The sequence below is a fragment of the Mycobacterium asiaticum DSM 44297 genome (assembly GCF_000613245.1).
Classification (GTDB): Bacteria; Actinomycetota; Actinomycetes; order Mycobacteriales; family Mycobacteriaceae; genus Mycobacterium; species Mycobacterium asiaticum.
The window spans coordinates 1,865,597-1,878,264 of the sequence record NZ_HG964937.1; the positions used below are offsets into that span (position 1 = coordinate 1,865,597).

11 protein-coding genes are annotated in these 12,668 nt (G+C 66.5%); 1 reads left to right on the forward strand and 10 read right to left on the reverse strand.

The features are described 5' to 3' along the window. The 10 genes from BN972_RS30545 to argC all read right to left on the reverse strand — a co-directional run. Positions 1–1,149: beta-ketoacyl synthase N-terminal-like domain-containing protein (locus BN972_RS30545; RefSeq protein WP_036360581.1), on the reverse strand; the 1,149-nt coding region annotated here is incomplete at its 3' end. 65 nt (positions 1,150–1,214) lie between these two features. Beyond that, positions 1,215–2,276 carry a type III polyketide synthase gene (locus tag BN972_RS18845; RefSeq protein WP_036360583.1) on the reverse strand — a complete coding sequence of 354 codons (1,062 nt, stop codon included), beginning with the start codon at positions 2,274–2,276 and terminating at the stop codon, positions 1,215–1,217. A 136-nt stretch (positions 2,277–2,412) separates the two neighbouring features. After that, the gene (gene argH, locus BN972_RS18850) at positions 2,413–3,825 is read right to left on the reverse strand and encodes an argininosuccinate lyase (RefSeq protein WP_036360584.1); all 1,413 of its coding nucleotides are present in this window, start codon (positions 3,823–3,825) and stop codon (positions 2,413–2,415) included. A 103-nt stretch (positions 3,826–3,928) separates the two neighbouring features. Continuing rightward, positions 3,929–5,125 (reverse strand): argininosuccinate synthase, encoded by a 1,197-nt coding sequence (locus BN972_RS18855; protein ID WP_036361304.1) that lies wholly within the window; start codon positions 5,123–5,125, stop codon positions 3,929–3,931. A 64-nt stretch (positions 5,126–5,189) separates the two neighbouring features. After that, complete coding sequence (locus BN972_RS18860; RefSeq protein ID WP_036360585.1) at positions 5,190–5,696, reverse strand: arginine repressor; 507 nt, start codon at positions 5,694–5,696, stop codon at positions 5,190–5,192. Next, complete coding sequence (argF, locus tag BN972_RS18865) at positions 5,693–6,619, reverse strand: ornithine carbamoyltransferase (protein ID WP_036360587.1); 927 nt, start codon at positions 6,617–6,619, stop codon at positions 5,693–5,695. Before argF ends, BN972_RS18860 begins: the two co-directional genes overlap by 4 nt. Further along, the gene (locus BN972_RS18870; RefSeq protein ID WP_036360589.1) at positions 6,612–7,808 is read right to left on the reverse strand and encodes an acetylornithine transaminase; all 1,197 of its coding nucleotides are present in this window, start codon (positions 7,806–7,808) and stop codon (positions 6,612–6,614) included. Before BN972_RS18870 ends, argF begins: the two co-directional genes overlap by 8 nt. A 4-nt stretch (positions 7,809–7,812) precedes the next feature. Next, a complete protein-coding gene (argB, locus tag BN972_RS18875; protein WP_051545611.1) occupies positions 7,813–8,769 on the reverse strand; it encodes an acetylglutamate kinase in 957 nt (318 codons plus the stop codon). Next, positions 8,766–9,977, reverse strand: a complete 1,212-nt coding sequence (gene argJ, locus BN972_RS18880) for a bifunctional glutamate N-acetyltransferase/amino-acid acetyltransferase ArgJ (protein WP_036360591.1) — start codon at positions 9,975–9,977, stop codon at positions 8,766–8,768. The genes argB and argJ overlap by 4 nt, the downstream gene beginning before the upstream one ends. Next, positions 9,974–11,017, reverse strand: coding sequence for an N-acetyl-gamma-glutamyl-phosphate reductase (gene argC / locus BN972_RS18885; RefSeq protein ID WP_036360593.1), 1,044 nt, complete (start codon positions 11,015–11,017; stop codon positions 9,974–9,976). Before argC ends, argJ begins: the two co-directional genes overlap by 4 nt. Before the next feature lie 374 nt (positions 11,018–11,391). Between argC and BN972_RS27810 the strand changes: the two genes are divergently transcribed. Continuing rightward, positions 11,392–12,668: PE family protein (locus BN972_RS27810; RefSeq protein ID WP_148305403.1), on the forward strand; the 1,277-nt coding region annotated here is incomplete at its 3' end.

Here is a 12,668-nt window from a genome sequence, read left to right on the forward strand (position 1 = left end):
CGACGTGTGCCCCATATTGGATTTGATGGAACCGAGCCACAACGGCTGATCGGCGGGCCGGTCCTGCCCGTAGGTCGCCAACAACGCTTGAGCCTCAATCGGATCGCCGAGCGTGGTCCCGGTGCCATGCCCCTCGACCAGATCGACATCGGCCGACGCCAGCCGGGCGTTGGCCAGCGCCGCGCGGATCACCCGTTGCTGCGAGGGGCCGTTCGGGGTCGCCAGACCGTTCGAGGCGCCGTCCTGATTGACCGCCGATCCGCGGATGAGGGCCAGCACCGGGTGGCCAAGGCGCTCCGCGTCAGCGAGTCGCTCGATGACCAGTGCGCCCGCGCCCTCGGAGAACCCGGTGCCGTCGGCGGCGCCCGCATACGCCTTGCACCGCCCGTCCGCCGCCAGCGCCCGCTGCCGACTGAATTCGACGAACATCGCCGGAGTCGCCATCACGGTCACACCGCCGGCCAGGGCCAGATCGCATTCCCCCGATCGCAGCGACTGCGCCGCGAGGTGGAGCGCCACCAGCGACGACGAACATGCCGTATCCACCGAGACGGCCGGGCCTTCCAAACCCAGCACATAGGCCACCCGGCCGGAGGCCACACTCAGCGTGGAGCCGCGCAACCCGTACCTCTCCAGCTCGCCGGGTACTCGGCCCTGACCCCCGTACGAGCCGTGGAAGATACCGGCGAATACGCCCGTCGGCGACCCCCGGAGTCCTAGGGGGTCGATCCCGGCCCGCTCCAACGCTTCCCATGCCACCTCCAGCAGCAGGCGCTGCTGGGGATCCATCGCGAGCACCTCACTGGGTGCGATCCCGAAGAACTCTGCGTCGAAATCGGCCGCATTGGAGAGGAATCCGCCGGATCGGGTGTAGGACTTACCGATCGCGTCGGGATCGGGATCGAATAACCCCGCCAGGTCCCAGCCGCGGTCGGCCGGAAATTCCGACACCACGTCGCGCCCCTGACTCACCATCTCCCACAGAGCTTCCGGCGAATCCACTCCGCCGGGATAACGGCAGGCCATGCCCACGATCGCGACTGGTTCGTGTGCAGCAGAGAGCAATTCACGATTGTCGCGCTTGAGCCGTTCGTTCTCCTTCAGCGACGCCCGCAGCGCGCGAATGAGCTCGTCCTGCGTGCTGTTCATCCGAGTCCCATCAACGTCACATCCGAGCGATGTTCAGGGAACGAGGGACAGTCCGCCGGCGCGCATCAGTGCCAACGCAGCAACACGAGTTCGGAGCAGAATCCGGGACCCATCGCGATCATGAGGCCGGGGCTGCCGCTGGGCGGTTGCTTGCCGATGGTGTCACGCAGGACATGCAGCACCGAAGCCGACGAGAGGTTCCCGATCTCGCCAAGCGAACGCCAGGTCAGCTCCAGCGCCTCGGGCGGTAACCCCAGGGTGTCGTTGATCGCCTCGATGATCTTCGGGCCGCCGGGATGGCTCACCCAGGCCCCGATGTCGGTGGTGCTCAGGCCGTGCGCGTCCAGGAACGAGGTGACGTCGTGGCGGATGTTCTCCCGGACCACCTCCGCGAGGTCCTTCGACAGCACCAGCTCGAAGCCTCCCGAGCCCACGTCGTAGCCCATGGTGCGCAGCGAATCGGGGTAGAGGTGGCTGCGGGAATCCAGGATCGCGGGTCCGCGTGCATCGACCTGTTCGGCGCGGCGCTCCCCCACGGCCACCACGGCCGCGGCCCCGTCGGCGAACAACGCGCTGCCCACCAGGCCCGCGACGGACGGTTTGTACCCCGGGTAGGTGAGGGAGCACAGCTCGACCGAGATCAGTGCGGCCACCCCGTCCACGGCGCCGCGCAGATAGTCGTGCAGGCGCCCCACTCCAGCAGCACCCGCCACACAGCCGAGGCCGAACAGCGGGACCCTGCGCACGTCGCTGCGCAGGCCCAGACGGCTGGCGATCCGGGCGTCCAGGGACGGCACGGCGAGCCCGGTGACCGTCGTCGTGATGAGCACATCAAGGTCTTGCGGTTGCAGGCCCGCCTCGTCCAGCGCACCGGTCAGGGCCTCACAGCCCAGGTCCACCGCCTTTTCGATGAAGATCCGGTTCGCGTTGCCGAAATCGGTCAGCGTCGGATACTTGTGCAGCGGCAACACCAGGTGGCGGCTGTTGACTTTGGCGCTGACGTGCAGTTGCCGGACGATGTCTTCATAACCCTCGAAGTCCGGAATGCTGACGAAGAAATCGGTGAGCTCGGCCTGCGAATAGCGGTGTGGCGGCAAGGCACCGAAGACACCTGCGATGACGCTCATTGGTCTCACCCCTCTGATACGAACATCTCGGCCGCCAGGTTCAACTGCAGGGTCGATTGATTTGGATTCAACCGGCTTAGTCAGACCTGGAAGTTTAGTCGGCCCTAACCTGACCGGCAAAGGAACGGGCCAGCGGTCAACGCCGCAGCGCGTGTCGCAGTTGGGCGGCCGTTTCGCGCACGGTGGTGAGTTGTTCGGCGACCCGGCCCGGTGCCGTGCCGCCGCGGGCGTCGCGCGAGGACACCGAGCCTTCGATGGTCAGCACGTCCCGGACACTCGGCGTCAGTTCGGGACTGATCGCCGCCAGTTCGTCGTCGGTCAGGTCCTGCAGCCCGACACCACGCTGCTCGGCGGTACGCACCGCCGCACCGGCGGCTTCGTGCGCCTCTCGAAACGGAACACCTTGTCGCACAAGCCATTCGGCGACATCAGTGGCCAGTGTGTAGCCTGCCGGGGCCAGCGCGGCCATCCGCTCGACGTGGAACGTCAGACTTCCGACCAAACCGGCCGTCGCCGGCAGCAGCAACTCAAGTTGCGCCACCGAGTCGAACACAGGTTCCTTGTCTTCCTGCAGGTCACGGTTGTAGGCCAACGGCTGCGCCTTGAGCGTCGCGAGCAGTCCGGCCAGATTGCCGATCAACCGGCCGGATTTGCCGCGGGCCAGCTCGGCGATGTCCGGGTTCTTCTTCTGCGGCATGATCGAACTACCTGTGGACCATGCGTCGTGCAGGGTCACATAGCCGAACTCCGTCGAGCTCCAGATGATGATGTCCTCGGCGAGCCGGGACAGGTCCACACCGATCATGGCCAACACGAACGCCGCCTCTGCGGCGAAGTCCCGGGCGGCGGTGGCATCGATCGAATTGTCCGCTGCCGCAGTGAAACCCAGGTCCGCAGCGATCGCTTCGGGATCCAGTCCCAGGGATGAGCCGGCGAGGGCACCCGACCCGTAGGGGGATATCGCGGCGCGCTTGTCGAAGTCCACCAGACGGTCCACGTCGCGCAGCAACGGCTGGGCATGCGCCAGCAGGTGGTGAGCCAGCAGGATCGGCTGGGCGGATTGCAGATGTGTCTTGCCCGGCATGATCGCGGTCGGGTGGGCGGCGGCCTGGTCCGCCAGGGCTGACACGACGTCCAATACGCCGTCGGCGACCCGACGCACCGCATCGCGCAGCCACATCCGGAACAGGGTGGCCACCTGGTCGTTGCGGGACCGGCCGGCCCGGAGCCGACCGCCCAGGTCCGGTCCCACCCGGTCGATCAGTCCACGCTCCAGCGCCGCGTGCACGTCCTCGTCGGTGACCAGCGGACCGAAGCTGCCGTCGGCCACGTCCTCGGCGAGGCTGTCCAGGCCCGCCAGCAGCCCGTCGCGCTGGTCTTCGGTGAGCAGCCCGGCACGGTAGAGCACCACGGTGTGGGCGCGGGAGGCGGTGATGTCGTAGGGGGCCAGCGCCCAGTCGAAATGGGTGGACTTGCTCAGCGCCGCCAGCGCGTCGGCCGGACCGCCGGCGAACCGGCCGCCCCACAGCGACCCCTGGTTGGTGCTCATTTCTTCCGGCCGAGCAGACGCGAAAGCTCCATTGCGGCCGGCGTGGCGGGGACTTCTGCGTTCCCCCGCGGGCGGGCGGTGCCCCCAGCTCGCCGGATCACCGTCACCGCAGGTCCCGGCGGGCGGAGAGCTTGGACGACAGCCCGTGCACGTAGACGAAGCCCTTCGCCATGGACTGATCGAACGTGTCGCCCTCGTCGTAGGTGGCCAGGTTGAAGTCATAGAGCGACTCGGCGCTGCGCCGGCCGTTAACAGCGATGTGGCCGCCGTGCAGAACCAGCCGCACCTCACCGGTCACATGTTCCTGGGTCTTGGCGACGAAACTCTCCAGCGCAACCTTCAGCGGCGAGTACCACAGCCCGTCATACACCAGCTCGGCCCAGCGCTGATCGGTCTGGCGCTTGAAGCGGCCCAGGTCGCGCTCCAACGTGACGTGTTCGAGTTCGGTGTGAGCGGTGATAAGCACCATTGCGCCCGGCGCCTCATAAATCTCGCGGCTCTTGATACCCACCAGCCGGTCTTCCACGACGTCCAGCCGCCCGACACCCTGCGCGCCAGCGCGGCGGTTGAGCTCCTCGATCGCCTGCAGCACGGTCACCCGCTTGCCGTCAATCGAGACGGGCACGCCCTTCTCGAAGCCGACGATCACTTCGTCGGGGGTATTCCAGTTGACGGTTGGGTCTTCGGTGTAGTCGTAGACGTCCTTGGTCGGTGCGTTCCACAAGTGCTCGAGGAATCCGGTCTCCACCGCGCGGCCCCACACGTTCTGGTCGATCGAGAACGGCGAGCGTTTGGTGACGTTGATCGGGATGGCGTTCTCCTCGGCGAAGGCAATCGCTTTTTCGCGGGTCCACGCGTAATCCCGAACCGGTGCCAGTACCTCCAGATCCGGTGCCAGCGAGGCGAATCCGACTTCGAACCGCACCTGGTCGTTTCCCTTGCCGGTGCAGCCGTGGGCGACGATCCCACCGCCGTGCTCACGCGCGGCCGCCACGAGGTGCTTGACGATCAGCGGACGGCTGATGGCCGAGACCAGCGGGTAACGGTCCATATACAACGCGTTGTTGAGGATCGTGGGCAGGCAGTAGCCCTCGGCGAACTCGTCACGGGCATCGACCACGACGGCTTCCACCGCGCCGCAGTCCAGTGCCCGTTGTCGCACGACATCCATGTCCTCGCCGCCCTGGCCGAGGTCGATGGCAACGGCAACGACCTCGCGACCGGTCTCCTTGCCGATCCAACTGATGGCCACCGAGGTGTCCAGCCCGCCCGAATACGCGAGGATGACGCGCTCTGACATGAACAATTTCTCCTTATTGATGCCGCAGGTCTTGGGCAAGAACCCGCAGCTGCTTATTTGAGGTCTACTTCAACTTCTCCAAGGCGCTGGCAGCTTCGGCCCCGGTCATCGGTTCGCGTGCCACCACGAAAACGGTGTCGTCGCCCGCGATGGTGCCGACGACGTACGGTAACGCCGCCCGGTCGATCGCGCTGGCCAGGTAGTCCGCCGCGCCCGGCGGCGTGCGCAGCACCGCCAGGTTTCCGCTTGCGTCGGTGGACACCAGCAGCTCGCCTAGCAGTCGGGACAGGCGTCCGGTGCCACCCGAGACGCCGCGGACCGGGCTGCCGTCTTCGGGCACCACATAAACCGGGACGCCGCCGTACGCCCCGCGCAGTTTCACTGCTCCGAGTTCCTCGAGGTCGCGCGAGAGGGTGGCCTGGGTGACCTCAATGCCTTCCGCGGCCAGCAGCGCCGCCAGTTCGCTCTGGCTGCGCACCTCCTTGGTGGACAGGATTGCGACGATGCGGGCCTGCCGGCCGGCGCGGTTGCCGCTGACTTCGGGTGCCGCTTTGGCCTCGTGGGTGGTCATGAGCGCCGCTCCAGCAGCCATACCAGCAACGCCTTCTGCGCATGCAGGCGGTTCTCGGCTTCGTCCCACACCACGCTGGCCGGCCCGTCCATCACCTCGTCGGTGATCTCATCGCCGCGATGCGCCGGAAGACAATGCAGCACAATGGCTTCCGGGTCGGCCAGGCCGAGCAGCCGCTGGTTGACCTGGAATGGCCGAAACGGCTTGACGCGGTCGAGCCCGTCTTCCTCCTGCCCCATCGATGTCCAGGTGTCGGTCACCAGAACGTCTGCACCGGTGGCCCCGGCGTCGGCATCGGTGGTCACGATCACTTCAGCACCGGTGTCGCGGGCGCGGCGTTGAGTGGCGGCCACGACCTCTGGATTCGGTGTAAACCCCTCCGGCGCAGCGATAGTCACGTGCATGCCCGCGGTGACCCCGCCCAGCATCAGCGAGTGCGCCATGTTATTGGCGCCGTCCCCCAGATAGGTCATCCGCAAGCCGGACAGCGCGCCTTTGCGTTCGGCGATGGTCTGCAGATCCGCCAGCACCTGGCAGGGATGGAACTCGTCCGACAACGCATTGACCACGGGCACTGTCGCGGTGGAGGCCATGGCGGTCAGCCGCTCCTGACCGAACGTCCGCCACACGATGGCGTCGACGAAGCGCGACAACACCTTTGCGGTGTCCTCCAATGTCTCGTCGCGCCCGAGCTGGGTGCTGCGCCCGTCGACAACCACGGCGTGGCCGCCGAGTTGGGCGATTCCCATCTCGAAGGAGAACCTGGTGCGAGTCGAGTTCTTGTCAAAGATGACCGCGACCCCGCGCGGGCCCTCCAGCGGGCGACGGCTGAACGGATCCTTTTTGAGTACGGCGGCGAGTTCGAGGACCTCGGCCTGCTCGGCCGGGGTGAGGTCGTCGTCGCGCAGAAAATGTCTAGTCATGCGAGCGCTCTCCCGCCGCGTCGAGGATGCCTGGCAAGGCGGCCACGAAGCCGTCGAGTTGGGACTCCGTGATGATCAGCGGCGGTGCCAACCGAATCACATTGGGGGCGGCCGCATTTACCAGGTACCCGGCATCGCGTGCGGCCGCCTCGGCATTCTTGGCGTGTGGCGCGGACAGCACGATGCCTTGCAGCAGTCCTCTGCCGCGGACGTGGTCGATCAGCGGGTGCCCCAGCGCTTCGATCCCGTGCCGGAGCGATTTGCCCAATCCGTCGGCACCGCGCACCAAGTCCTCCGCGGCAAGCACTTTGAGTACAGCCAGCGCCGCCGCGGTACACACCGGATTGCCCCCGAACGTGCTGCCGTGCAGCCCGGGGGTAAGCAGGTCGGCAGCGCGCCCCACCGCCAGGCATGCTCCGATCGGCAGGCCGCCGCCGAGACCCTTGGCGAGGGTGACCACATCTGGCGTGATGCCGTCGTGCTGATGGGCGTAAAACGCGCCGGTACGGCCCATCCCGGTTTGCACCTCGTCGAGTACCAGCAGAGCGCCGTGCCGCGCGGTGACGTCTCGGGCCGCGGCGAGGTAGCCGGCCGGCGGGACGACGACACCGCTCTCCCCCATGATCGGCTCGAGAAAAACTGCGGCCGTGTCGTCGTCGACCACGGCGGTCAATGCGTCGGTGTCGCCGTACGGGACATGGGTGACGTCGCCTGGAAGCGGTGCGAACGGCGCCTGTTTGGACGGCTGTCCGGTCAGGGCCAGCGAGCCCATCGTGCGGCCGTGGAAAGCTTCTTGGGCAGCAACGATTTTCGTGCGCCCGGTGAGTCGGGTCAGCTTGAAAGCTACCTCGTTGGCCTCGGTTCCCGAGTTGCAGAAAAACACTCGAGTCTGTTCCTCGGCTCCGAGCAGGGCGACGAGTTCCTCGGCCAACGCAAGTCCCGGCTCGGTCGCGTAGAGGTTTGAGGTGTGTCCCAGCGTCGACATCTGGTGGGTGACCGCGGCGATGACGGCGGGATGCCCGTGGCCCAGCACATTGACGGCGATGCCGCCGAGCAGGTCGAGGTAGGTCTTGCCGTCAACGTCGGTGACGACGGCCCCGTCGCCGCTGGCCAACGCCATCGCGGGCGTCCCGTAATTGTTCATCATCACCGCTTGCCAACGGTGTTGCACAGCACTGGTTTGCGTCATACGTTCACCACCTGCGCCGCTCTCCCCCGCGACCGGATGGTGCCCCCACCCCGTCGCTACGCTCTGCATCGTCGCCGACGCGCACCACCTTGGTGCCGGTACCCGCGTCGGTGAGCAACTCAACGAGGACGCAGTGCTCCACACGCCCGTCGATGACATGCGCGCTGGGCACCCCCGCGGTGACCGCCCGCAAGCACGCCTCGACCTTGGGGATCATGCCCGCCTCCAGGGTGGGAAGAAGTTGTGACAGGGTGGCCGTGTCAATTTCGCTGACCAGTGAGGTGCGGTCCGGCCAGCTGGTGTACAGCCCTTCGACATCGGTGAGCATTAGTAACTTTTCCGCCCCCAGTGCTTCGGCCAGCGCCGCCGCGGCGGTATCGGCATTGATGTTGTGCACCACGCCCTCGGCATCCGGTGCCAGCGTCGATACCACTGGAATCCGGCGCGCAGTGATGAGGTCCAGCACCGCGGCGGTGTTGACCAACTCAACATCGCCGACCAAGCCGATGTCCGTATCTACGCCATCAACGGTGACGCTTCGCCGGACCGCGGTGAACAGTTGTGCGTCTTCACCGGTAATTCCGACCGCGTACGGTCCATGCGCGTTGATGAGGTTGACCAGCTCTCGGCCGACCTGCCCGAACAACACCATCCGCGCGACATCGAGCACTTCGGGTGTGGTGACCCGGAATCCGCCCTTGAAGTCACCCTCGATGCCGAGTCTCCGCAGCATGGCCGTGATTTGAGGTCCGCCGCCGTGCACCACGACCGGATGAATCCCGCAGTTGCGCAGGAATGCCATGTCCGCGGCGAAAGCCCGACGCAGCGCGCCATCGGTCATCGCGTTGCCGCCGTACTTGATGACGACGATCTTGCCGTGCAGCTGCTTGAGCCACGGCAACGCTTCGGCCAGCACTTGAGCCTTGATCTGGGTGGACAACGCTGCGGTATCGGCGCTCATGAGCTGTAGGCCGAGTTCTCTTCGACGTAGCCGTAGGACAAGTCCGTGGTCCGCACAGCTGCCTGACCATCGCCGATGGCGAGATCGACCACGATGTCGATGTCCGCCCCGGACAGATCCACATCGCGCGCGCCGGGCGCTCCCACCTGGTCCCGGTATACGACGGAACCGTTGAAGGACACGGTAATCCGATCCGGTTCCAACGTCACCGGCGCGATGCCAACGGCCGCGAGAACCCGGCCCCAGTTCGGATCGGACCCGAACACTGCCGTCTTGACCAAACTGTCGCGGGCGACGGCCCGTGCGGCCGCCAACGCCTCCTCCTCGGAGGCGGCGCCGCACACCGTCACCGTGACGCGCTTGGTCACTCCCTCTGCGTCGGCCTGCAGTTGCGCGCACAGGTCGTCACAGACCCGCAGCACCGCGTCGTCGAGATCGCCCTGCGATGGGGCGATTTCGCTGGCGCCCGACGCCAGCAACAGGACGGTGTCGTTGGTGGAACAGCTGCCGTCGATGTCGAGTCGCTCGAATGTTTTTGCCGCAGCGCGCCTGAGCGCCTGATCGAGTGCCGCGGGCTCGGCGACGACGTCGGTGGTCAGCACACACAACATGGTGGCCAACGACGGAGCGAGCATGCCGGCGCCCTTGGCCATGCCACCCAGCGTCCAGTTGTCCTGGTGATGCAGCGCAACCTGTTTGGGTACGGTATCGGTCGTCATGATCGCCTGAGCGGCGTCATCGCCGCCGGTGAGTCCGCCGTGCATCTCGTGGACGATGTCACTGACCCCGGCGAGGACCTTGTCCATGGGCAGGCGGTCACCGATCAGCCCGGTTGAGCAGACGGCCACCTCGATGGCGCCTGTCTCAGTTCCCCATTCCGACAGCGCCGCGGCAACCGCTTCGGCCGTGGCGTGGGTGTCCTGGAAACCGCCTGGCCCGGTACATGCGTTGGCGCCACCGGAATTCAGGATCACCGCGCGCAGTCGGCCGGTGGTGAGCACCTGTTGGGTCCACAACACCGGGGCGGCCTTGACCTTGTTGCGCGTCACCACTCCGGCCGCGGCGTAGTCCGGACCCTCATTGAAGACCAACGCCAAGTCCGGCGCACCGGAAGCCTTGATGCCCGCGGCGATGCCGGCAGCACGGAAGCCCGATGGCGCGGTGACACCCTGCGCACGCAGCAGCCTCGCCTCGTCGGTCCGGGTCACGGCGCCACCCCCACCACCGAAAGCCCTTCGGTCTCCGGCCAACCCAACGCCAGGTTCATGGACTGCACTGCCGCACCCCCGGTGCCTTTGACCAGGTTGTCGATTGCGGCGATCGCCACGAAAGTCGACGCGTCCTCGTCCACGGCTACGGCGATGTGGGCCGCGTTACTACCTATTACTGATCCGGTGCGGGGCAACTGTCCTTCCGGCAGCAGGTGCACGAACGGCTCGTCGTGGTAAGCCTTCTCGTAGGTCGCGCGCAACTGCGATACCGGCGAGCGCGTGCGAGCGGTGCAGGTCGCCAGGATGCCGCGCGACGTCGGGATCAAGACCGGAGTGAATGACACCGTGACTTCCCGCTCGGTCACCGCCCGCAGCCCCTGTGCGATTTCGGGGGTGTGCCGGTGCACCCCGCCGATGTTGTAAGCCCGGGCCGACCCGATGACCTCGGCGCCGAGCAGGTCGGTTTTCGCCGCGCGACCCGCTCCCGATGTGCCACTCACTGCAACCACGGTGACCGCCGGTTCGACGAGGTCTGCAGCGACGGCAGGGATGAGCGCCAGCAGCGCAGCCGTCGGGTAGCAGCCCGGCACCGCGATACGGCGTGCTCCGGCCAGTTGGTCCCGACCGCCCGGCAGCTCCGGCAATCCGTAGGGCCAGCTCCCCGCATGCTGCGAGCCGTAGAAGCGTTCCCAATCCGCAGGATCGCCAAGGCGGAAGTCGGCGCCGCAGTCGATGATCAGGGTTTCTTCACCAAGGCGCTCGGCCAAGGCGGCGGAGTGACCGTGCGGTAACCCGAGAAAGACCACGTCATGGCCTCGCAGGACGCTCAGATCGGTCGGCTCGACGACCCGCTGAGCCAACGGAACCAGATGTGGATGATGCTCGCCGAGGCTGCTGCCCGCGCTGGATGCGGCCGTCACGGCGCCGATTGTCAGACGACCGTCGGCGTAGGCCGGATGTCCGAGCAATAATCGGAGGATCTCGCCTCCCGCGTAGCCGGTTGCGCCAGCCACTGCCACGCGTATCCCATCGACCATCCGGTGATGGTTGCATGTTTATGCAGCGTTTTGCAAATTAATTCTCAGGATTTCGCGGAGCACGCTCTCCGGTCCGGAGGTGGACGTGGGCCGGCTCGATGTCAAGTAAACACGCCGACTCCTGGTTCCCATTTGTCGCTGATCCTGTTAATTTCGTCGGTGGAGCGATTGCTCTGCCAGACACCAGTTTCCGCTCGGCGGTAGTGCCACCGAGACGCTCAGCCCGGACTAAACGTCCGGCTGAAAATTCTTAGATATAACTGGTTTAACCGTGCCCAAGTTTGGGGACTTAGTGGGCACGCGTAGTCCCATCGGCGTTCGGGCGTCACTGGGTCGACGACTTGTTCCATTGGGGTCATCTGGGGAGATGGATCATGTCTTTTGTTATCGCCGTACCTGAGTTCGTCGAAGCTGCTGCTGAGCAGTTGGCCGGCATCGGGTCGACGTTGGTTCAAGTGAGCTCGTCTGCAGCGGGGGCAACCACCGCGCTTGCGCCCGCCGCCGCCGACGAGGTGTCGGCCGCGATCGCGCGGTTGTTCGGCACCCTTGGTAGCGACTACCAAGCCGCCAGCGCGCAAGCGGCGGCATACCACCAACAGTTCGTTGCCTCATTGACCCGCGGCGCTACCGCGTACGCCGCCGCGGAGGCAGTCAACATCTCGGCACTGTTCAACCTGAACAACATCTTGGCGAACATCGAGATCGGCATCGGAAATATCGCCGCCGGGTTCCAGAGCGCCCTGTCGGGTTCGTTGGGCGGCTTCGGCGGCTCGCTCGGCGGGTCGGGTTCGCTTGCCCTCGATGCCGCTGGTGCCGTCCGCGCCCTCGCCGCTCTCCCCAGCCTCGGCGCGGGTCTGGCTCTTCAGACAGGCGGCGCACTCGCATCCGGTTTTGGCGCGGGACTCGCCCAGACAGGTCAATTGATCACAAACCTTGGCGTTGGCTTGGGTGGAGCAGGTGCTTCGTTGTCGGCCGCGGGCGCCGCGCTTACCGCCGAAGGCAACGCCGCCCTTGCCGCACTGTTGAACGCGACGCTAGGCGCAGACCTCAGCCTCAACCTGACCGCAAATCTCACCGGTGCCCTGCCGTCGCTCGCTGAAATCGCCCAAACTGGTGGCGCTTTGGTGGGGAACGTCTCAGCTGCGCTATCGAACGCGGTGCAGACCGGTGTCACTGTGGCCGGAAACCTCAGCGGCGGATTGCCGACCTTGGGCGCGCAGCTCAGCGCTGCGCTGTCGGCCGGTCTCAACGGCCTTCCCGCCCTGACAGCAACGTTGAACGGCGCCTTCAACGGTGGCTTGGATGCCCTACTCGATTTGGCTGGTAGCTTCACCCTGCCGCCGTTCGCGCTGCCACCGTTCACGTTGCCGCCGTTCACCTTCCCGCCGTTCCCGGCGCTGCCCGACATCGGGGCGAGCATTACTGGTGGTCTGAACGCCCTGGTGAACCTGGCGGGTAACCTGGCCCTGCCGCCGTTTGCGTTGCCGCCGTTGACGTTCCCGACGCTGCCGCCGTTGACCTTCCCGCCGCTGCCGGCGCTGCCCGACATCGGTGCCACGATCGGCGCCAACATCAACGCGCTGCTGGATCTGGCCGGTAACCTGGCCCTGCCGCCGTTTGCGTTGCCGCCGTTGACGTTCCCGACGCTGCC

Coding starts and splice junctions, on each gene's coding strand:
- BN972_RS18845 (WP_036360583.1), bottom strand. CDS start 2,276: ATGAGCGTCATCGCAGGTGTCTTCGGTGCCTTGCCGCCACACCGCTAT.
- argH (WP_036360584.1), bottom strand. CDS start 3,825: ATGAGCACCAACCAGGGGTCGCTGTGGGGCGGCCGGTTCGCCGGCGGT.
- BN972_RS18855 (WP_036361304.1), bottom strand. CDS start 5,125: ATGTCAGAGCGCGTCATCCTCGCGTATTCGGGCGGGCTGGACACCTCG.
- BN972_RS18860 (WP_036360585.1), bottom strand. CDS start 5,696: ATGACCACCCACGAGGCCAAAGCGGCACCCGAAGTCAGCGGCAACCGC.
- argF (WP_036360587.1), bottom strand. CDS start 6,619: ATGACTAGACATTTTCTGCGCGACGACGACCTCACCCCGGCCGAGCAG.
- BN972_RS18870 (WP_036360589.1), bottom strand. CDS start 7,808: ATGACGCAAACCAGTGCTGTGCAACACCGTTGGCAAGCGGTGATGATG.
- argB (WP_051545611.1), bottom strand. CDS start 8,769: ATGAGCGCCGATACCGCAGCGTTGTCCACCCAGATCAAGGCTCAAGTG.
- argC (WP_036360593.1), bottom strand. CDS start 11,017: ATGGTCGATGGGATACGCGTGGCAGTGGCTGGCGCAACCGGCTACGCG.